General features: G+C 73.3%; 20 protein-coding genes. 12 read left to right on the top strand and 8 right to left on the bottom strand.

The window, feature by feature from the left end:
* Positions 1–273 precede the first annotated feature (273 nt).
* Together ACIPN7_RS20325 and ACIPN7_RS20320 are read right to left on the bottom strand one after the other, a co-directional pair.
* Positions 274–1,080, bottom strand: a complete 807-nt coding sequence (locus tag ACIPN7_RS20325) for a Ku protein (RefSeq protein WP_400546347.1) — start codon at positions 1,078–1,080, stop codon at positions 274–276.
* A 68-nt stretch (positions 1,081–1,148) separates the two neighbouring features.
* Positions 1,149–1,469 carry a glutaredoxin family protein gene (locus ACIPN7_RS20320; protein ID WP_400546344.1) on the bottom strand — a complete coding sequence of 107 codons (321 nt, stop codon included), beginning with the start codon at positions 1,467–1,469 and terminating at the stop codon, positions 1,149–1,151.
* A 110-nt stretch (positions 1,470–1,579) separates the two neighbouring features.
* Here ACIPN7_RS20320 and ACIPN7_RS20315 point away from each other — a divergent pair, with 110 nt between their 5' ends.
* Positions 1,580–4,120, top strand: coding sequence for an ATP-dependent DNA ligase (locus tag ACIPN7_RS20315; protein WP_400546342.1), 2,541 nt, complete (start codon positions 1,580–1,582; stop codon positions 4,118–4,120).
* 136 nt (positions 4,121–4,256) lie between these two features.
* A complete protein-coding gene (locus tag ACIPN7_RS20310) occupies positions 4,257–5,180 on the top strand; it encodes an NADP-dependent oxidoreductase (RefSeq protein WP_400546339.1) in 924 nt (307 codons plus the stop codon).
* A 57-nt stretch (positions 5,181–5,237) separates the two neighbouring features.
* Here ACIPN7_RS20310 and ACIPN7_RS20305 read toward each other — a convergent pair whose 3' ends face one another.
* The 4 genes from ACIPN7_RS20305 to ACIPN7_RS20290 form a co-directional block, all read right to left on the bottom strand.
* On the bottom strand, positions 5,238–5,765 hold the full coding sequence (locus tag ACIPN7_RS20305) for a GNAT family N-acetyltransferase (RefSeq protein ID WP_400546336.1): 528 nt from the start codon (positions 5,763–5,765) through the stop codon (positions 5,238–5,240).
* Positions 5,762–6,262 (bottom strand): VOC family protein, encoded by a 501-nt coding sequence (locus tag ACIPN7_RS20300; RefSeq protein WP_400546333.1) that lies wholly within the window; start codon positions 6,260–6,262, stop codon positions 5,762–5,764. The genes ACIPN7_RS20305 and ACIPN7_RS20300 overlap by 4 nt, the downstream gene beginning before the upstream one ends.
* A gap of 197 nt (positions 6,263–6,459) precedes the next feature.
* Positions 6,460–7,320, bottom strand: coding sequence for a siderophore-interacting protein (locus tag ACIPN7_RS20295; protein ID WP_400546330.1), 861 nt, complete (start codon positions 7,318–7,320; stop codon positions 6,460–6,462).
* A 19-nt stretch (positions 7,321–7,339) separates the two neighbouring features.
* The gene (locus ACIPN7_RS20290) at positions 7,340–8,728 is read right to left on the bottom strand and encodes an MFS transporter (RefSeq protein ID WP_400546327.1); all 1,389 of its coding nucleotides are present in this window, start codon (positions 8,726–8,728) and stop codon (positions 7,340–7,342) included.
* Between the two features lie 123 nt (positions 8,729–8,851).
* Between ACIPN7_RS20290 and ACIPN7_RS20285 the strand changes: the two genes are divergently transcribed.
* Both ACIPN7_RS20285 and ACIPN7_RS20280 read left to right on the top strand, forming a co-directional pair.
* Positions 8,852–9,391 carry a GNAT family N-acetyltransferase gene (locus tag ACIPN7_RS20285; protein WP_400546324.1) on the top strand — a complete coding sequence of 180 codons (540 nt, stop codon included), beginning with the start codon at positions 8,852–8,854 and terminating at the stop codon, positions 9,389–9,391.
* A 76-nt stretch (positions 9,392–9,467) separates the two neighbouring features.
* The gene (locus tag ACIPN7_RS20280) at positions 9,468–10,103 is read left to right on the top strand and encodes a GNAT family N-acetyltransferase (protein WP_285108475.1); all 636 of its coding nucleotides are present in this window, start codon (positions 9,468–9,470) and stop codon (positions 10,101–10,103) included.
* Here ACIPN7_RS20280 and ACIPN7_RS20275 read toward each other — a convergent pair.
* Positions 10,088–11,062 carry a helix-turn-helix transcriptional regulator gene (locus ACIPN7_RS20275; protein WP_400546320.1) on the bottom strand — a complete coding sequence of 325 codons (975 nt, stop codon included), beginning with the start codon at positions 11,060–11,062 and terminating at the stop codon, positions 10,088–10,090. The genes ACIPN7_RS20280 and ACIPN7_RS20275 overlap by 16 nt on opposite strands.
* A 106-nt stretch (positions 11,063–11,168) precedes the next feature.
* Between ACIPN7_RS20275 and ACIPN7_RS20270 the strand changes: the two genes are divergently transcribed.
* The 6 genes from ACIPN7_RS20270 (at position 11,169) to ACIPN7_RS20245 (ending at position 16,081) form a co-directional block, all read left to right on the top strand.
* Positions 11,169–12,317 (top strand): epoxide hydrolase family protein, encoded by a 1,149-nt coding sequence (locus ACIPN7_RS20270; RefSeq protein ID WP_400546317.1) that lies wholly within the window; start codon positions 11,169–11,171, stop codon positions 12,315–12,317.
* 115 nt (positions 12,318–12,432) lie between these two features.
* A complete protein-coding gene (gene eis, locus ACIPN7_RS20265) occupies positions 12,433–13,638 on the top strand; it encodes an enhanced intracellular survival protein Eis (protein WP_400546314.1) in 1,206 nt (401 codons plus the stop codon).
* A gap of 145 nt (positions 13,639–13,783) precedes the next feature.
* Positions 13,784–14,002: an SCO4848 family membrane protein gene (locus ACIPN7_RS20260; protein ID WP_400546311.1), complete on the top strand. Its 219-nt coding sequence runs from the start codon at positions 13,784–13,786 to the stop codon at positions 14,000–14,002.
* A gap of 70 nt (positions 14,003–14,072) precedes the next feature.
* Positions 14,073–14,681, top strand: a complete 609-nt coding sequence (locus ACIPN7_RS20255; RefSeq protein WP_400546308.1) for a TetR/AcrR family transcriptional regulator — start codon at positions 14,073–14,075, stop codon at positions 14,679–14,681.
* A complete protein-coding gene (locus ACIPN7_RS20250) occupies positions 14,678–15,331 on the top strand; it encodes a pyridoxal 5'-phosphate synthase (protein WP_400546305.1) in 654 nt (217 codons plus the stop codon). Before ACIPN7_RS20255 ends, ACIPN7_RS20250 begins: the two co-directional genes overlap by 4 nt.
* Before the next feature lie 48 nt (positions 15,332–15,379).
* Complete coding sequence (locus tag ACIPN7_RS20245) at positions 15,380–16,081, top strand: maleylpyruvate isomerase N-terminal domain-containing protein (RefSeq protein WP_400546302.1); 702 nt, start codon at positions 15,380–15,382, stop codon at positions 16,079–16,081.
* A 64-nt stretch (positions 16,082–16,145) separates the two neighbouring features.
* On the opposite strand, the gene ACIPN7_RS20240 is transcribed toward ACIPN7_RS20245, so the two are convergent.
* Entirely contained in the window at positions 16,146–17,105 is a 960-nt protein-coding gene (locus ACIPN7_RS20240; protein WP_400546299.1) for an SDR family oxidoreductase, read from the bottom strand.
* Positions 17,106–17,316: 211 nt separating this feature from the next.
* On the opposite strand from ACIPN7_RS20240, the gene ACIPN7_RS20235 reads away from it, so the two are divergent.
* Both ACIPN7_RS20235 and mqo read left to right on the top strand, forming a co-directional pair.
* Positions 17,317–18,156, top strand: a complete 840-nt coding sequence (locus ACIPN7_RS20235) for a helix-turn-helix transcriptional regulator (RefSeq protein WP_400546296.1) — start codon at positions 17,317–17,319, stop codon at positions 18,154–18,156.
* 120 nt (positions 18,157–18,276) lie between these two features.
* Positions 18,277–19,770 carry a malate dehydrogenase (quinone) gene (gene mqo / locus ACIPN7_RS20230; RefSeq protein WP_400546293.1) on the top strand — a complete coding sequence of 498 codons (1,494 nt, stop codon included), beginning with the start codon at positions 18,277–18,279 and terminating at the stop codon, positions 19,768–19,770.
* Positions 19,771–19,919 lie beyond the last annotated feature (149 nt).

Here is a 19,919-nt window from a genome sequence, read left to right as displayed (position 1 = left end):
CTGGCGTCCGGCCGCCCCCACCGCCCGGGTCTGGCCGGTGCTCGCCGATCCCCGGTTCACCTGGCCCGACTGGTGGCCCGGGCTGACCGCGGGGGCGACCCACGGCGTCGTCGGGCCGGACGGGCTGGCCGCGCCCGGGACGTGGGCGCACCTGCGGGTGCGCAGCCCGCTCGGGTACGCCCTGCGGTTCCGGCTGGACCTGAGGGAGACGACGGCGCCGTCCGACGGCGTGCCCGCCCGCGGCTCCCTGATCTCGACGACGAGACCAGGGGGTCAGCCGGTCTTGCGGGACTTCTTCGCGTCCGCGACGCTGCGCTTCAGGGCCTCCATGAGGTCCACGACCTCGGCGCCCTCGCCCTCCTCCTCGGCCGCCTCGCCGAACGTCGCCGCCGTGTCGACGGTCTCGCCCGCCTCCAGCTTCGCGTCCACGAGCTTGCGCAGCTGCACCTGGAAGTCGTCCTCGTAGTCCTCGGGCGTGAAGTCCGCCTCGAAGCTGCCGACGAGCTGGGCCGACATCGTCAGCTCCTTGGCGCTCACCTTCGCGGGCTCGTCGAGGGACGGGAACGCGGCCTCGCGGATCTCGTCGGCCCACAGCAGGGTCTGCAGCACCAGGATCTCCTCCCGCACCCGCAGCGCCGCGAGCCGCGTACGCTGCCGCAGCGCGAACTTCACGACCGCCGTGCGGTCGGTCTCCTCCAGCGTGCGGCGCAACAGCACGTACGCCTTCGTGGACTTGGAGTCGGGCTCCAGGTAATAGGTCCGGTCGAACATGATCGGATCTATCTGCTCGCTGGGCACGAACTCGACCACCGAGATCTCCCGGTCCCGCTCGGCGGGCAGCTCGGCGAGGTCCTGCTTGGTGAGCACGACGGTGCGCTCGCCGTCGTCGTAGGCCCGGTCGATGTGCTCGTACGGCACCACCTCGCCGTCGATCTCGCACACGCGCTTGTACCTGATGCGTCCGCCGTCGGCGTCATGCACCTGGTGCAACGGCACGTCGTGGTCCTCGGTCGCGCTGTACAGCTTGACCGGGACGTTGACGAGACCGAAGGTCACGGCACCCTTCCAGATCGCCCTCATCCTTCTATGGTGCGCCCCAAGCGCACGACATGCCCAGGTTTAGTCCTGGGCCCGGTTCCCTGAGGGGATCAGAGGCCGCAGCGGTCCAGCTTCGCGGCGAGCTCCGCGTTGGTGGGCTCCACGAGGTGCTCGCCGTCGGGGAACACCAGCACCGGGATGGTCTTGCGCCCGGTGAGCGCCTCGGCCTCGTCGGCCTTGGTCGGGTCCGCGGCGAGGTCCACGTACACGTAGTCCACGCGGCGGACGTCGAGCACCGCCTTGCTGCGCCGGCAGTCGCGGCACCACTCCGCGCCGTAGACGGTGAGCCGCGCGGGCCGGCCGATCGAAGGAGCGTCGGCGGCAGCCGACAGGGGCGCCAGGGACACGTCGATCGAGATGTCAGAAATCACTCGCGGGAGCCTAGCGGAGTTCTTCACCCGGCCTCTACACCGTTCGAGTGATCTCGCCGACTCCGCGCACGACTGCTGCGCACCCGGCCGACCGGCGGCACGATGGTGGGATGGCGACGACGCAGACGGTCACGGTGGACGGCCACCGCCTGCGCCTGAGCAACCTCGACAAGGTGCTGTACCCGGCGTCGGGCACCACCAAGGGCGAGGTGCTGCACTACCTGGCGGAGGTGGCACCCGTCCTGCTGCCGCACGCCGCCAACCGCCCCGCGACGCGCAAGCGCTGGCCCGACGGCACGGGCGGGCAGATGTTCTTCCAGAAGAACCTCGACGCCTCCACCCCCGACTGGGTCAAGCGCCGGTCGATCCAGCACAAGACGTCGGCCAACGACTACGTGCTGGTCAACGACCTGGCGACCCTGACCTGGCTGGGTCAGACGGCGACCCTCGAGCTGCACACACCGCAGTGGCAGTTCGGCCGCACGGGGGCGCGCCTCGACCCGGACCGCCTCGTGCTGGACCTCGACCCCGGGCCCGGCGCCGGGCTCGCCGAGTGCGCCGAGGTCGCGCGCTGGGCCCGCGAGATCCTGCGGGGCATGGACCTGGAGCCGTACCCCGTCACCTCCGGGTCCAAGGGCATCCACCTGTACGCGGCCCTCGGCAAGGCGGCCGACACCCGGCTCGACTCCGACGCCGTGTCCGCCGTCGCGCACGAGCTCGCCCGCTACCTGGAGGCCGAGCACCCCGACCTGGTGGTCAGCGACATGAGCAAGGCCCTGCGGTCGGGCAAGGTGCTGGTCGACTGGTCGCAGAACAACGGCAGCAAGACCACGATCGCGCCCTACTCCCTGCGCGGGCTCGACCGGCCCTGGGTCGCGGCGCCCCGCACCTGGGCCGAGCTGGAGGACCCGGACCTCGCCCAGCTCACCCCCGAGGACGTCGTCGCGCGCATCGCGGCCGACGGCGACCTCCTCGCGCCGCTGCTGGAGGGTCACCTCGCCGCCCTGGAGCCGACGTCGGAGCGCCTGGCCACCTTCGAGAAGCTGGAGACCTACCGCGCCAAGCGCGACCCGGCGAAGACCCCGGAGCCGTTCGGGCCCGCGACCAGCGCGTCGCCGTCCGGCTCCGACGACGCGGCCTCCGCGGCCGACGCCGACGACGCGGGCGACCCCACCTTCGTCATCCAGGAGCACCACGCCCGCCGCCTGCACTGGGACTTCCGGCTGGAGCACGACGGCGTCCTGGTGAGCTGGGCGCTCCCTCGCGGCGAACCCACCGACCCGACCAAGAACCACCTGGCCGTGCAGACCGAGGACCACCCCTTGGAGTACGGCACGTTCGAGGGCAGCATCCCCGGCGGCGAGTACGGGGCCGGCGAGGTCACGATCTGGGACTCCGGCACCTACGACCTGGAGAAGTGGCGCGACGACGAGGTCATCGTCACGCTCCGGTCCGCGGAACGCGGTGCGCGCCGGCTCGCCCTGATCCGCACCGGCGGGCGCGACGGCGACGCCGAGAACAACTGGCTGATCCACCTGACCAAGGCCCAGCCGGGCACCCCCGCCCCGGCGAGTGCCGGACATTCGTCGCCCTCCGCGCCCCCGACCCCACAGACACCGGGCACTCGACGAGAAGCGGGCGCGGGCGGGCGACGTCGGCCCATGCTCGCCACCGCCGCCGCACCCGGCGACCTCATCCAGACCGACGACTGGGCCTTCGAGATGAAGTGGGACGGGTTCCGCGCCCTCGCGCACGTCCAGGACCCCGGGACCCTGCGCCTGGTCAGCCGCTCCGGGCAGGACCTCACCGTCACGTTCCCCGAGCTCGCCGCGCTCGCGGCCCAGGTCGACGCCGCCCGCCTGCCCGTCGTGCTCGACGGCGAGATCGTCGCCCTCGACCGGGCCGGCCGCCCCGACTTCCGCCGTCTCCAGCACCGCGCCAACCTGCGCAAGGAGCGCGACGTCGCCCGCGCCAAGGCCCAGGTCCAGGTGGACCTCATGCTGTTCGACGTACTGGTCGCCGACGGCGACGACGTCACCGCCCGCCCCTACACCGAACGGCGCGAGCTCCTGGAATCCCTGGTCACGCCGAGTGCGCCCATCCACCTCCCGCCCGCGTTCGACGGCGACCTGGAGGCCGCCCTGCGCACGTCCCGCACCCTCCGGCTGGAGGGCGTGGTCGCCAAGCGCCGCGCCTCCACCTACGCCGGACGGCGCTCGCGCGAGTGGCTCAAGATCAAGCACCAGGCCATGCAGGAGGTGGTGATCGTGGGCTGGCGGCCGGGCCGCGCGGACCCCTCCGTGATGGGTTCGCTGCTCATGGCGGTGCCGGACGCCGGCGAGGAGCAGGCGGGCCTGCGGTACGTCGGCCGGGTCGGCACGGGCTTCTCCGAGCGCGAGCGACGGGAGATCACCACGCGGCTGCGCGGCCTGGAGCGCAAGACGCCGGGCGTGTCCGGCGTGCCCGCGGAGGACGCGTCGGACGCCCGCTGGGTCACACCGAGCCAGGTGGGCGAGGTGACGTACGCGGACTGGGCAGAGGGTCCGGACGGTGCCTCGGGCGAGCGGCGCATGCGGCACTCGGTGTGGCGGGGCTGGCGCCCGGAGAAGACGCCGGCGGACGTCGTCGTCGAGGCCCCTGGTCATGGGTGACGCCGTGGGCAGAAGCGCACCTCGGTCGGGTGACGAGGCGCTTGGCACACTATTACCTGGGCGGTGACTCCGCCGTGCGGGTCGACTCGTTCGCGTGCGCGGAATACCGGCGTCCGCCCGGGCCGTTGTCGCGTGCATGCGAGCCATCACCTACGCGCGGTTCGGCAGCGCGGACGTCCTGGAGCTCACCGAGCAGCCCGACCCGCACATCGGTCCCGACACCGTCGTCGTGCGCGTGCGGGCGGCGTCGGTCAACCCCGTCGACTGGAAGATCCGCCAGGGGAACCTGCGGGGCCTCATCGACACCGAGCTGCCCGCGATCCCGGGCTGGGACGTCGCCGGAGTCGTCGAGCAGGTCGGCCTGGACACCCCGGAGTACCAGGTCGGTGACGAGGTGTACGGCTACGTGCGCAAGGACACCGTGCACGGCGGCACGTTCGCCGAGCTGGTCGCCGCGCCCGTGCGCACCCTCGCGCGCAAGCCGGCGTCGCTGAGCTTCGAGGAGGCCGCCGCGGTGCCGCTCGCGGGCCTCACCGCCTACCAGGCGATCCAGCGGGCCGGGGTCAAGGACGGCCAGACCGTGCTGGTGCACGCCGCCGCCGGCGGCGTCGGCGCGTTCGCCGTGCAGATCGCCCGGGCCCTGGGCGCCCGCGTCATCGGCACGGCGAGCAAGCGGAACCACGAGTTCCTGCACGGCCTGGGTGCCGAGCCCGTCACCTACGGCGACGGCCTGGCCGACCGCGTCCGCGCCCTCGCGCCCGGCGGTGTCGACGTCGTCCTGGACTTCGTGGGCGGCGGGGTCGTCGCGGACAGCGCGGGCCTCCTGGCCGACGGCGGCACGGTCGCCTCGATCGCCGACCCCACCGCCCGCAGCGAGCACGGCGGGCACTACGTGTGGGTGCGCCCCTCGACCGCCGACCTCGACGCGCTCACCGCCCTGTTCGATGCGGGCAGGCTGTCCGTCGAGATCGCCCAGGTCTTCGACCTCGCCGACGCCGCCGACGCCCACCGGGCCAACGAGTCCGGCCACACCCGCGGCAAGGTCGTGGTCCGGGTCTGACGCCGATTCGGGTGGTCGGCATCGGGCCAGCCTGCCGCAGACCGACGTCGGCGGCGCTCAGCCGTAGACCGGCGGGTAGGTGATCCTGCCGTGCAGGGTGGGGTCGGCCGGGTCGTGGGCCGGCAGCAGGTAGACCTGGCCTGCCTCGGCCGGGGCCCAGTCCGGCAGCTGCATCTCGATCCCGTGGTCGCGGGCCGGGACGAACCCGAGCGCCCCGTAGTACGCCGGGCTGCCCTCCAGCACGACGAACGGCTCACCAGCCGCCTCGGCACCGGCGAGCGCAGCCCGGACCAGGGCCGACCCGATCCCGCGCCGCTGGTGCTCCGGCAGGACGCCGAGCGGGGTGAGCATCGCGACCGTGCGCTCCCCGGCGTCGCTCGTGACGGTGCAGCCGGTGATCATCACGTGGCCCACCACGTCGCCGTCGGACACCGCCACCAGCGACGTCGCCGGGCGGTAGATCCAGGACTCGCGGATGCGGTCGACGCCGTCGGCGACCCGGTCCTCGCCGAACGCCGCGAGCTGCACCGTGCGGATCGCGGGAAAGTCCTCCGGCGCCTCGGGCCGGATCACGTGCTCGCTCACGCGCCGGCCGGGTCCGCGGTGCCCGGGCCCGCGGTGCCGACGGCACCTGCGCCGTCGGCCGAGCTCGCGGCGTCTGCCGCAACGTCCCCGGCCGCCGCGGGCTCGGCCGCGAGCTCTTCCCGCGAGCGCAGGACGCAGAACTCGTTGCCCTCCGGGTCGGCGAACGTCACCCAGCCCGAACCCGGCCCGTAGATCCCACGGTGGTCGCCCACGACGGTGGCGCCGAGCGCCTTGACCCGCTCGACCTCGACGTCGCGCAGGTCCGCGCGCGGGCGCAGGTCGAGGTGCACCCGGTTCTTGACCGTCTTGGCCTCCGGCACCTCGATGAACAGGACGTCGACCCCCTTGCCGTCCGGGTCGACGATCATGCACTCCTCGTGACCGGGCAGGTTCGGGTCCCCGGGCACGTCCTGGTAGCCGAGCACCGGCTTCCACCACTCAGACAGTGTGTACGCGTCGGAGGAGTCCACGGTGACGTGCGAGACGAAGGAAGTCATGCCAGGACCCTGACACAGCCGCCAGGCCGCGCCCAACGCAATATGTTGGGTGCGGGTGGTCGGGAGAACGGTGCCGCACGGTCACGTCCCGCAGAGGCCGACCTGCCCCTACCTGTGCACGGCGTGCCGAGTCAGGGGCGTGGTCCGACCAAGCGACTGACTCGGCGCGTTCCTGCCCTGCGCCTCGCCAGCACACGTCAGCTCGGGGACGAGCGGCCATGGCGCCAGTAGCCCACGAAGTCGACGTGTGCCTTCGGCACCCCGCGCTCCCCCACCAGGTGCCGGCGCGCTCCCGTGGCCAGCGCCGACTCGCCGATCGTGAAGGCGTAGACGTCGCCCGCGCGTCCCGTGAGGTCCAGGGCGCAGAGCTCCGCGAGCGCCACCTGCCCCGGCACGGCCTGGGGGTCAGCGTCGGACCGCACCACCCAGCGCAGCTCGACGCCGGACGGGACGCGGAACTCCTGTGTGTCCGCGGCCGTGGGTACCTCGACGAGGGCGAGGCCGCGCGCGTCGTCGGGCAGGGACTCGCAGATGCCCGCGACGGCGGGCAGGCCGGACTCGTCGGCGACCAGGAGCGTCCAGTCGTGGTCGTGCCGCGGGTTGTAGGCGACGCCCTGGTCGAGCAGGCCGACGCGCAGGCCCTGCTCGGCGGCCTGCGCGAAGCCGGCTCCCGGTCCGGCGGCATGTCCGGCGGCGCGCTCGGCGGAGCCGTCCGGGGCGTCGTCCCCTGCGTGCAGCACGAAGTCGACGTCGAGCTCGTTCAGGTCGGGGCGCGCCGCGCGGACGGTGTAGTTGCGCACCCACGGCCGGCGGGCCTTGGGCGTGGTGAGGTACTCGGCGTACCAGAGCCCGGAGGTCCGCGTGGGCAGGCGCAGCATGTCCTGGCCGGCGCGCGGCAGGAACAGGCGGAACCACTGGTCGTAGCCGGCGGGCGTGAACCGGTCGAGCTCGTCGCCGCCGAGGGTCACGCGCATCATGTTCGGCGAGACCTGCTTGGTGCTGATGACCTCGGCCATCACGACGTGCGGGTCGACGGCCTTGCGCCCCTTGAATGCCATGTACTGAGGTTAGGCATACCTAACTGGTTTTGACCAGGTTTGCGTCGGGATCTACTCCACGCACGTTCCGGATCCCCACCAGGGACACCAGCCCGCCGAGCACGAGCAGGCCCGCCGTCACCAGCAGCGCCCGGTGGAACGACGCGACGTCGAGCACCCCGCCCGTGATGATCCCCGCGAACGCCACGGTCACCAGGCCCGCCACCCGCGCCACGGCGTTGTTCACGGCGGAGCCGATGCCGGCGTCGTGCGTCGGCACGGCACCGAGGATGGCGGCCGTCAGCGGCGCCACCGTGATCGAGAGGCCGAGCCCGAACACGAGCTGACCGGGCAGCACCTGCGTGAGGTAGTCGGCTGTCTCGTCGATCGAGAGCATCAGGAGGTACCCGACCCCGGCCACGATCGGGCCCACGGTCATGAACAGCCGCGGCCCGTACCGGCCGGCGAGCGTGCCGAACCAGGCCGACAGCCCGATCATCGCGATGGTCGTGGGCAGCTGTGCCACACCGGACGCCGTGGCGGAGTACCCGGCGACCTGCTGCAGGAACAGGGTGAGCACGAAGCCGCCCAGCGACAGCGCGCCGTAGATCGCGGTGGTGGCCAGGTTGCCCCAGGCGAAGTTGCGCGCCCCGAACAGCCGGAGCGGCAGCATCGGGTCCGCCGCCCGCCGCTGGTAGAGCACGAACGCCACCAGCATCACCCCGCCCGCGATGATCGAGACGAGGATGACGGGCGACGTCCAGCCGAGCCGCTCCCCCTCGATCAGCCCGAACACCACGCCCGCGAGGCCGAGCGCCGCCAGCACCGCACCGGGCACGTCGATGTGCCGGCCGGGCTCGCCCTCCGCGGCGGGGACACCGCGCAGGAGCCAGAGCGTCACGGCGATGACGGGCACGTTGATCCAGAACACCCAGCGCCACGACGCGAAGTCCACGAGCATGCCGCCCACGAACGGGCCCACGATCATCGCGCCGGTGGTCAGCGCGGTCCACCGGCCGATCGCGCGGGACTGCGCCTCCCCGCTGAACGTCGCGATGATCAGCGCCAGGGAGCTCGGTACCAGCAGGGCGCCGGCCACCCCCTGCAGGGCGCGCGCGAGCACGAGGAAGGGCCCGGTGGGCGCGACGGCGCACAGGATGGAGGCAAGGGCGAACCCGACGAGCCCGGCCGCCAGCACGCGGCGCCGCCCGTAGACGTCGGAGATCGAGCCGGCCACGAGCATCAGCGCACCGAGAGTGATCAGGTACGCGTCCACGACCCACTGCTGCAGGGGCAGCGCCTCCATGCCGGGCCCCGCCAGCTCGTCCGCGATCGCGGGCAGGGCCACGCTGACCACCGTGCCGTCGAGGAACGACACGAAGGAGCCGAGGACGGCGACGACGAGGACTCGTCTCTGGAGCGTGGTCACGGGCCTCACGCTATGCCCGGCCACCGACAACCGCCCCGACGGCCGCCAGGAATTCGCCCGCGGCAGCCGACCACGACCCCTGTCGCGTCCCGAGCACGCCCGAACATCCGGCACGATCGCCCCATGGACCTGACGATCCGCCCCGCGACCCCCGACGACGCCGCGGCCTGTGCCGACATCTACGCCTACTACGTGCGCGAGACCTACATCAGCTTCGAGTCCGAGCCGCCGGGCACCGAGGAGATGGCGCGACGCATCGCGAGCTACTCGGCGGGCCACGCCTGGCTCGTCGCCCTGGAGGCGGGCACGACCGACGTCGTCGGCTTCGCGTACGCCGCGCCCTACTCGCCGCGGGAGGCCTACCGCTGGTCGGCCGAGACCAGCGTCTACCTCCAGCAGGGCCGACGGCGGACGGGCGCGGGCCGCGCACTGTACGAGGAGCTCTTCGAGCGGCTCGCCGCGCGGGGCTTCCGCCGGCTGGTCGCCGGCCTGGCCCTGCCGAACGAGGCCAGCCTGGGCCTGCACACCGCCCTCGGGTTCGAGGTGGTCGGCACGTTCCACCAGATCGGCTGGAAGCACGGCCGGTGGCACGACGTCATGCGGCTGCAGAAGGACCTGGCGCCCGCGCTCGGGGACGCACCACCCGCCGGCGAGGCCGGCTGATCTACCTGCTCAGCGGGTCGCCGTCAATTCAGTGTTGCGATCATCCTGCCCGCGCGGAACACGACAGGATCCGTGCATGGACAGCATCGTCCGCGTCGCGACTCCCGACGACGCCGCAGCCTGCGCCGCCATCTACGCCCCCTTCGTCGCCGACTCGGCGGCGACGTTCGAGACCCGCCCGCCGGACGCCCGCGAGATGACGCGCCGCATCGAGCGCTTCTTCGGCCGCGAGACGTGGCTGGTGCTGGAGTCGCACGGCACGGTCGTGGGCTTCGCCTACGCCAAGCCGTTCGCGGACCGTCCGACGTTCCGCTGGACGCTCGAGACCAACGTCTACGTCGCGACCGAGCACCAGCGGGTCGGCGGCGGCCGCGCCCTGTACGAGGCGCTCCTGGCGCGGCTCGCGCGGCGCGGCTACCACCGCGTCGTCGCGAGCATCGTGCTGCCGAACGACCCCGCGATCGCGCTGCACGAGGCGGTCGGGTTCCAGCGCGCGGGCTCGTTCGAGAAGATCGGCTGGAAGCTCGGCGCCTGGCGCGACGCCGTCCTGTTCCAGCGCGACCTCGTGGCCGACGACGGCCTCGCGCCCGGCAACCGCACGGCCGACGCCGAGCTGCAGGGCCTGCTCACGCCGGAACCGCTGGAGGTCACGCGCACGCCGCTGCTGCGCCCGCACCCGGCGGAGGACCAGGTCGCCTACTTCGGCGACTGACGAGCCGCGGCCGTGTACCGCGCGGCGAGCGCCCGCACGAGGTCCACCAGCTCCGCGGGCCCGCTCACCTCGAAGTCCGCGTCGAGCAGGCAGAGGTGCACGGCGACGGTCCACACGTCGTCGGCACCGGTGTGCAGCACGCAGCGATCCGGCCCGATCGCCTCGACGAGCCCGACCGCCGGGTTGATCCGCGCCGCCACGTTCTCGGCCGACGCGTGCACCACCACCCGTGCCCGAACGCGCATCGCCGTCGTCGACACGCCGCGCTGCACGTAGGCCACCGCGCCCTCCGGAGGCTCGCGCCGCGCGAGCACCCGGGGCCCGTGCGGCGGCACAGGCCCGGCGGCCCGGTCCAGGCGGAACATCCGCCAGTCGTCGCGGTCCAGGTCCCAGGCCACGAGGTACCAGCGGCTGCCCCACACCACGAGCCGGTGCGGCTCCACGCGGCGGCGGCTGCGTACGCCGTCGTGGCCCTCGTAGTCGAAACGGGTCGTCACCCCGTCCCGGACGACCTCGGCGAACCCCGCCAGGACCTCCGGGCGCACCACGGGCGCCGGCCGGTCCGGCGGCACCTCGACGGTCGCGGCCGCGAGCGCCCCGACCCGGGAGCGCAGCCGTGGCGGCAGCACCTGCTCGAGCTTCGCGAGGGCCCGCGCGGAGGCGTCCTCGATGCCGGCGACCGGCGTGCGGGACGCGGTGCGCATCCCGACCGCGACGGCGACGGCTTCGTCGTCGTCGAGCAGCAGGGGCGGCATCTCGGCGCTGGGGCCGAGGCGGTAGCCACCGGCTACGCCGCGCGTCGCGTCGACGGGGTAGCCGAGGGCGCGCAGCCGGTCGACGTCGCGGCGCACCGTGCGTTCCGAGACGCCGAGCCTCCCGGCGAGCTCCGGCCCCGTCCACTCGCGACGGGCCTGGAGATATGACAGCAGCTTGAGCAGGCGTGCGGAGGTCTCCCACATGCCACCCATCCTGTCGCGGAATCAGGACAGAACTCGACCGGAAGACGCTGGAGATTAAGGGGTGAGCGGCCGGCACGACGCCGGCTCGCCGAACCCGGAGGAAGCCATGACCACCCAGAGCACCGCCGTGATCAGCCCGTTCACCGTCCGGTTCGACCAGGCCGCCGTCACGGACCTGCGCGCACGCCTCGCCCGGACACGATGGCCCGTCGAGCCCGCCGGGGTCGGTACCGACCAGGGCATGCCCGTCGCGACCGTGCGCGAGATGGCGGAGGCGTGGGCGGCGCTGGACCTGTCCGCCGTCGAGGCGCGCCTGAACGCGTTCCCGCAGTTCGTCACGGAGGTCGACGGCGAGAGGGTGCACTTCTGGCACGTCCGCTCGACCGTCCCGGGGGCGACGCCGCTGCTCCTGCTGCACGGCTGGCCGTCGTCGGTGCTGGAGTTCGAGGCCGTCGTCGGGCCGCTCACCGACCCGGCCGCGCACGGTGCGCCCGCCGGCACCCCGGCGTTCGACGTCGTGGTCCCCTCCCTGCCCGGTTTCGGGTTCTCCGGGCCGACGACGTCGACCGGCTGGGACTCGGCCCGCAGCGCCGGCGCCCTGGCGAGGCTGATGGAGCACCTCGGATACGAGCACTGGGGTGTGGCCGGCGGCGACGTCGGAGCCCTGGTCGCGCGCGAGGTCGGTGCGCTCGACCCGGCCGGGCTCGTCGGGGTGCACGTGCTCCAGTGGTTCGCGTTCCCGGCGGGCGACGACGAGGAGAAGGCGCGGATCACTCCTCAGGACTGGGCGAGCCTGCAGTCCGGCAGCACCGCGGACTTCCAGTCGAAGGCCGGCTACCGGGACATCCAGTCCAAGCGGCCCGGCACGCTCGCGTTCGCCCTCGACGACTCACCGGCCGGAGTGCTCGCCTGGAACGCCGAGCTGTGGACGGGCTGGGGCGACCTGCCGCCCGTCGGCGGGCTGGAGACGTTCCTCGCCCACGTCAGCGTGTACTGGTTCACGGGCACGAGCGGGTCCGCGGCCCGGCACTACCTGGGGGACGCGCGCTCCGGAGCCGGGTACCGGGACCTGCCGGTGCGGGTGCCGGTTGCGGTGGCGGTGTTCCCCTTGGACTTCCGGTCGATCCGGGCCTGCGTGGAACGGTCGGCGAACCTGGTGCGCTACACCGAGCTGGAACAGGGCGGCCACTTCGCGTACGTCACCGACGCCGAGGCCGTGGTGGGTGACGTGCGGGAGTTCTTCGGGTCGCTCTGAGTCCTCGGGTCGCTCTGAGTCCTCGGGACGCTCTGAGTCCTCGGGACGCTCTGGTCGGCGGGCGACCGAGGTAACGGCTCGCGAGCGCGGCCCACTGTTGCCTAGGGTCGCCTGCATGACCCTCACCGTGCGCCGGATCGAGTACGCCGACCAGCCCGACTACACCCGGCTGGGCGGCGAGGCGTTCGGTGTGCCCGCCGGGGGCCGCGCGGTCCCGACGGCCGAGGAGTGGGCCGCCTCGGGCTTCCGGGAGTGGGGCGCGTTCGACGGCGACGGTCTGGCCGCCCGCCTGCGGGTCTACGGGTTCACGTCGTGGTTCCACGGCGCCCGCGTGCCGACGGCGGGCGTGGCGGGGGTCGCCGTCGAGCCCGAGCGACGCGGCTCCGGGCACCTCGCGCGCCTGTTCCGCGCCGCGCTCGACGAGGCCCGCGAGCAGGGCGACGTCCTCTCCACGCTCTTCCCGTCCGCGCCGGGCATCTACCGCCGGCTGGGCTACGAGGTGGTCGGTTCGTTCGACGACGTCGACGTGCCCCTGCAGAACCTGAACCGGGTGGCGGCGCCCGCCGGCGTGCTGACCCGCCGGGCCACGACGGCCGACTTCGACGCCGTCGTCGCCGTCCACCGCCGCTGGGCCGCGGCGCAGAACGGGCCGGTCTCGCGCGCGGAGAAGCCCTTCTGGACGCCGTCGGAGAAGTTCTTCGCCGACTACACGGGCGTCACGCTGGCCCTCGATGCCTCGGACGAGGTGGTCGGCTTCGCGAGCTGGACCCGGGGCGAGGGCTACACGCCGCCCACCACGGTGATGGAGATCGACGACCTCATCGCGCTGACGCCGGACGCCGCCCGGGCCCTGTGGCGCACCCTCGGCAGCTTCTCGACGGTGGTCGGCACGGCGCGCGTGGCGACGTCGGGCCTCGATCCCGCATGGCTGGTGCTGCCCGACCTGACCACGACCGTGCACTCCGCCCACCCGTACATGCTGCGGATCCTGGACGTGGCCGGTGCGCTGGGCGGGCTCGCGACGCCGCTGGAGGGCGCGCGCGTGCCGTTCGCCGTCCGGGGCGCGGAGGATCTCGCGGGCGCGTGGACGCTCACGGTCTCCGACGGCGTCACGCACCTGGAGCGCGACGCGGTCGACGTCGACGACGCACACCACGCGCGGCCCGTGCTGAGCCCGAACGGGCTGGCGCTGCTGTACTCGGGCGCGCAGTCGGCGGCGAACCTGCGGGTCGCGGGCCACCTCACCGGCCCGGCGGACCACGACGCCGCGCTGTCGACCCTGTTCGGCGGCCGCCAGCTCCACGTCCGCGACTACTTCTGACGGCGCCCGACGGCGCCCGCCCCCCGGCCGGGCGGTGTTGACCACAGCACTTCCTGCCACGACCGGCGTCCCCCTGGCAGCAACCGCTGTGCTCAACGCCGTCGGGGGCGTCGGAGCCGCGTTCGGCGCGGCGGATAATTGGCGGGTGGATATTCCTGTCGGCTGGTCCGTCGTACTCATCGTCACCGCGCTGTGGAACCTGCTCATCTGGCCGCGGTTCTGGCAGCGGATCGTCGCCGACCCCCGGTCGCGCGACGCCGACGGCCGGGCCACCACGTTCCTCACCGTGCACAGCGTGCTGATCGCGGTCTCGCTCGCCCTGGCCCTGGCGGTCGGCGTCCTGGGCGTGCTCACCCTGTTCTGACAGGCGATCTCGGTGTCCGTACCGGGAGAACTCGGTTGGCACCATACCTGGAGGTAGGTATGGTGCAGCCATGAGCAGCAGCACATCCGCACGTGAGCGGCTCGTCGGCGCCGCGCAGGATCTCTTCGCCGCCCAGGGGGTCGGGCCCACGAGCCCGCGCGCCGTGCTGGCGGCGTCCGGCGTCGGGCAGGGCAGCCTGTACCACCACTTCCCCACCAAGCACGACCTCGCCGTGACCGCCGTCGGCGCCACCGTGGACGACGCGCTCACGCGAGCGATGCGCACGCTGGGCGGCGACTCCCCCGCCGTCGAACGCCTCGTCGCGTACCTCGAACGGCCGCGCGAGGCGCTGGCCGGCTGCAAGATCGGCCGCCTCACCGCCGACCAGGCGGTGATGGACGACGACGGCCTGCACGACGTGGTGACCGCCTACTTCGTGCGGCTGCTCGGCACCGTCACCCAGATCTTCCGCGAGACCGGGCTGCCCGACGGCGTCGCCCGCGACCGCGCGCACGCCGCCCTCGCGATCATCCAGGGCGGATACGTCCTGGCCCGGGCCACGCGGGATCCCGGCGCGCTCGACGCCGCGGTGCGCGGCTTCGTCGGTCTGCTGAGTCAGGACCCGCCGAACCAGGACCCGCTCACCCAGGACCCGCCGACCCAGAAGGAGAACTCGTGACGTTCCGCGAGCGCCTGCGCGCACTGCCCACCTTTGCCCGGCCGGGGCTGCCGGTCTTCGACACCGCGGCCGCCCCGCCCACCCCGCACGAGCTGTTCGTGGCGTGGATCGAGCAGGCGATCGACGGCGGCCTGCTGGCCCCGCAGGCGGCGACGCTGTCGACGGCGGACGCCGCGGGGCGGGTGCACGCCCGCACGCTGGTGCTCAAGGACGTGACGGCGGACGGGTGGTGGTTCGCGTCGCAGTCCACGGGCCCCAAGGGGTGTGACCTGGCAGCGAACCCGAACGCGGCGCTGACGTTCTTCTGGCCGGAGCTGGGCCGCCAGGTCAAGGTGACGGGCACGGCGGCGTCGGCCGGGACGGAGGCGAGCCGGGCGGACTTCCTCGCGCGGCCGGACCTGTCGCGCGCCGCGGGCCTGGTGAACCACCAGAGCGAGCCGCTCGGGTCCCAGGAGGAGTACGCGGACGCGTTCGCCGAGGCGTTGCGCACGGTCACCGCCGACCCCGGGCTGGCCGCGCCGGACTGGACCGCGTACGTGCTCGCGCCGACGGAGGTCGAGTTCTGGCAGGCGCCGGACGACGGCCCGCACACGCGGCTGCTGTACCGGGCGGCGGCCGACGGCTGGTCGACCGGCCTGCTCTGGCCCTGACCCCGCACCCGCCCACACACCGATCCAGCCCCGACGAAGGGACCCCCTGTGACCACCCCGCCGAGCACGCCCACGAGCACCCCCGCGAGCACCGACCTGATCCCCCACGCCCTGACCGACTCGGCGGCGGGGCTGGACGACCTCCTGTCCGCCGTCGGGCGGCTGACCGCCGACGACCTCGCCGGGCGGTCGACCCTGGACGGCTGGACCCGCGGGCACGTGCTGGCGCACGTCGCCGGCCTGGCCACGGCGATGCTCGGGCAGGCGCGGGCCGCCGGGCGCGGCGAGGTCGTGCCCGTCTACGCCAGCCCCGAAGCTCGCAACGCGGGGATCGAGGCGGGTGCCGGACGCACCGTGGCCGAGCACCTGTCGGTCCTCGGCGACCTCCGCGACGGCCTGGCCGAGGCCTGGCCGCAGCCCGGCTCGCCGCTGTGGGACGCCCCGAGCGGGTACCGCGGCGGGCCGCTGTCGGGCTGCCTGCTCGCCTGGTGGCGCGAGGTGCGCATCCACTCGGTCGACGCCCTGACCGGCACCAGGCTGGAGATCGGGTACGAGACGTGGGACGACGCCCTGTGCGCGCACCTCCGCGAGTTCCTCGCGGTGCGGCTGCCCGACGGCATGTCCGTGGACGACGTCGCGGGCGACCCGCGCGACGTCACCGCCTGGCTGGCCGGACGCGTCCCTGCGAAGCCGCTGCCGGGCGACCTGCCCGAGCTGGGGCCGTGGCCGTCGGCGACGCCCGCCCGCTGAGCGGGGCGACGTGTCAGACGCTCAGGTCACCCGGGTGACCTGAGCATCTGACACGCGCGAGGGCTCACGGGTTGCCGCCCACGGCCGTCGCGAAACGCACCCCGGTGAGCTGTTCGGACACCTCCCAGACGCGGGCGGCCTCCTCGGCGCTGCGCAGCGGCCCGTACATCGGCTGCTCGGCGGGCCGGCCGCCGAGGTTGCCGGGGCCGCTCGGGCCGTAGAGGGCGCCGGGCTTCGCGGCGGGGTCGGTCGCGGCCATGAGGGCTGGCAGCTTCGCGGTCTCCACGGTGCCCAGCAGGATGCCGCGGGCCGAGAGCGCGCGGATCAGCCGGATGGAGGGCGTGTCCGTGCTGCGCCCGAGCTCCGGGCGTGCGGCCAGCAGGTTGGTCGGCGCGACCCCGGGGTGGGAGAGGTTGCTCGTGATGCCCCAGCCGTGGGTCCGGCTGCGGCGCTCCAGCTCCAGGCCGAAGAGCCCGAACGCGATCTTGGACTGGGCGTAGGCGCGCATCACGTCGTACGAGCGCTCCCAGCTCAGGTCGTCCCAGTTGATGCTGCCGCGCCGGGCCGCGACGCTGACCTGCGAGGTGACGCGTGCGCCGCCGTCGCGCAGCAGCGGCAGCAGGTGGCCGACCAGCGCGAAGTGGCCCAGGTGGTTGGTGCCCGTCTGCAGCTCGAACCCGTCGGCGGTGGTCTGCCGGCTCGGCGGCCGCATGACGCCCGCGTTGTTGATCATGAGGTGGATCGGCCGGCCCTCCTCGCGCAGCGTGTCACCCAGGGCCGCCACGGAGTCCAGCGAGGACAGGTCGAGCGTGCGCAGCAGGAGCCGCGCGTCGGGCACCGTGCGCCGGATGGTGGCGACCGCCGCCTCGCCCTTGCGCGGGTTGCGCACGGGCATGACCACCTCGGCACCGGCTGCGGCCAGCCGGGTCGCCATGCCCAGCCCCATCCCGTCGCTCGCTCCGGTGACCAGCGCGCGCTTCCCGGCCAGGCTCGGCACGGTGATGTCGATCGGTGTGCGTGACATGGGCACGTCTCCCTCGTGTCGTCGAGATCAGTTCGTCGAGATCGGTTCGTCGTCGACCTCGATCCTGGGCGGGCGACGCGGACCTATCCAGGGCCTGCCGATCACAGGCTCGCCGGGTCACGGGTCCGCTGCGTACGGGGGGGATCGGCGGGCCGTGGCTACGCCGTCGGCCGCACGGTAGAAAGAAGCGGTACCTGAGACAGGGGGAACCGTGATCGATCGCACCGGGCTGGCGGAGTTCCTGCGCCGCCGCCGCGAGCTGCTCCAGCCGGAGGACGTCGGGATGCCGCGGGGGCAGCGCCGCCGCACGAGCGGGCTGCGGCGGGAGGAGGTCGCCGTGCTGTGCAACATGTCGACCGACTACTACTCCCGGCTGGAGCGCGAGCGCGGGCCGCACCCGTCCGAGCAGATGATCGCGTCGATCGCGCAGGGCCTGCACCTGTCGCTCGACGAGCGCGACCACCTGTTCCGGCTGGCCGGCCACCACCCGCCGGTGCGCGGCACCACCAGCGAGCACATCAGCCCCGGGCTGCTGCGCATCCTCGACCGGCTCGACGACACCCCCGCGGAGATCGTCACCGAGCTCGGCGAGACCCTGCGGCAGACGCCGATGGGTGTGGCCCTGACCGGGGACACGACCGGCTACACCGGGCCGGAGCGCAGCATCGGCTTCCGCTGGTTCACCGACCCGGCCACGCGTGCGCTCTACGCGCCGCAGGAGCACCCGTTCCTGACGCGCATGTTCGCCTCGGGACTGCGCGAGATCGCGACCGTCCGCGGTCCGGGTTCGCGCGCCGCGCGGTACGCCGAGATCCTCCTGGAGCGCAGCGCGGAGTTCCGGGCGGTCTGGGAGGCCCACGAGATCGGCGTCCGCCCGCACGAGGTGAAGCACTTCGTGCACCCCGAGGTCGGGGCGCTGGAGCTGGCCTGCCAGTCCCTCCTCGACCCGGACCAGTCGCACCGGCTGCTCGTGTACACGGCCCTGCCCGGCAGCGAGAGCCACGAGAAGCTGCGGCTGCTGTCCGTGCTCGGGCCGCAGGCGGTCCGCTGACGCGCGCTTGAGCGGACGACGCCGTCCGCTCACATACCGTGAGCGAGGTCACGGTACACATCACGTGATTCATGCCACAGCGCTCGTTCCGCTTTTCACAAGCGCGCTATCTTTCTGAGCGTGACTTCTTACCTCCAGACAGCCCCGCGTCCCTCCGAAGAGGTCGACGTCGCGCTGATCGGCGGAGGGATCATGAGTGCCACCCTTGGCGCGCTGCTCACGATCCTTGAGCCGACCTGGCGTGTCGGGATCTACGAGCGCCTCGACGAGGTCGCGCTCGAGTCGTCGAACCCGTGGAACAACGCGGGCACCGGCCACGCCGCCCTCTGCGAGCTGAACTACACGCCGGAGCGCAAGGACGGCTCTGTCGACATCTCCAAGGCGGTGAAGATCAACGAGCAGTTCCACACCTCCCGCGAGTTCTGGAACCACCTGCTCACCGCCGGCCTGATGGAGGGCACCGACTTCATCAACGTCACGCCGCACATGACGTTCGTGCGCGGCGCCGACAACGTGGACTTCCTGCGCCGCCGCTACGAGGCACTCAGCGTGCACCCGCTGTTCAGCGACATGGAGTTCAGCACCGACCCCGCCGTCATCGGCTCGTGGGCCCCGCTGATGACCCTGGACCGCGACGCCGACGAGCCCATCGCGGCCACGCGCGCCGCCGCGGGCACCGACGTCGACTTCGGCTCGCTCACCAAGAAGCTGATCGGCTTCGCCACCGCGCACAACACCGAGCTGCACCTGAACCACGAGGTGCGCGGGCTCAAGAAGCTCCGGGACGGCCGCTGGCGCCTGACCCTGAACGACCGCACCTGGAACGCCGGCACCCGCCGTCGCACCGTCACCGCGAAGTTCGTCTTCGTCGGCGCCGGCGGTGGCGCGCTGCCGCTGCTGCAGGCCTCGGGCATCAAGGAGGCGCGCGGGTACGGCGGCTTCCCCATCTCGGGCGAGTTCCTGCGCACCGCCAACCCCGAGCTCGTGGCCCAGCACAACGCGAAGGTCTACGGCAAGGCCGACGTCGGCGCCCCGCCGATGTCCGTGCCCCACCTGGACACGCGCATCGTGGACGGCCAGAGCTACCTCATGTTCGGCCCGTACGCGGGGTTCAGCCCGAACTACCTGAAGAAGGGCAAGTACCTCGGCCTGATCACGTCGCTGCGCCTGCACAACATCGGCACGATGCTCGGCGTCGCCGCCAAGAACATGGACCTCACCGGCTACCTGGTCGGCCAGGTCGTGGCCGCTCCCGAGACCAAGTTCCACGAGCTGCAGCGCTTCATGCCGACGGCGCAGCCGGGCGACTGGGAGCAGATCACCGCGGGCCAGCGTGTCCAGGTGATGAAGTGGGTCAAGGGCAAGGGCGGCGTGCTGGAGTTCGGCACCGAGGTGGTCGCGGCCCAGGACGGCAGCATCGCCGGCCTGCTGGGTGCCTCCCCGGGCGCCTCGACCGCCGTCGCCGCCATGACCGGCCTGCTGGAGCGCTGCTTCCCCGCGAAGTACGCCGAGTGGAAGCCGCAGCTCACCTCGATGATGCCGAGCCTCGGCGGCGGCGTGGAGCACGACGCCGCGCAGCTCGCCCCGGCCGAGAAGGTCGCCGCGGGCGCCTGAGCACGGGGCCTGATCGCACCGGAGCACCGAACGTAGGAGTAGTGGGGGGGGGCGGCCCCGCGGCGCCCCCAAAAAAACCCAACGGGGGGGGGGGGGGGCCCGGAGCGGGGCCCCCGCCCCGGGGGGGGGCGCGGGGGGCGGGGGCGCGG

The sequence above is a fragment of the Promicromonospora sp. NPDC090134 genome (genome assembly GCF_044746965.1).
Taxonomy (GTDB): Bacteria; Actinomycetota; Actinomycetes; order Actinomycetales; family Cellulomonadaceae; genus Promicromonospora.
Note: the sequence above shows the minus strand (reverse complement) of the source record. Positions and strands in the feature narration are given on the sequence as shown.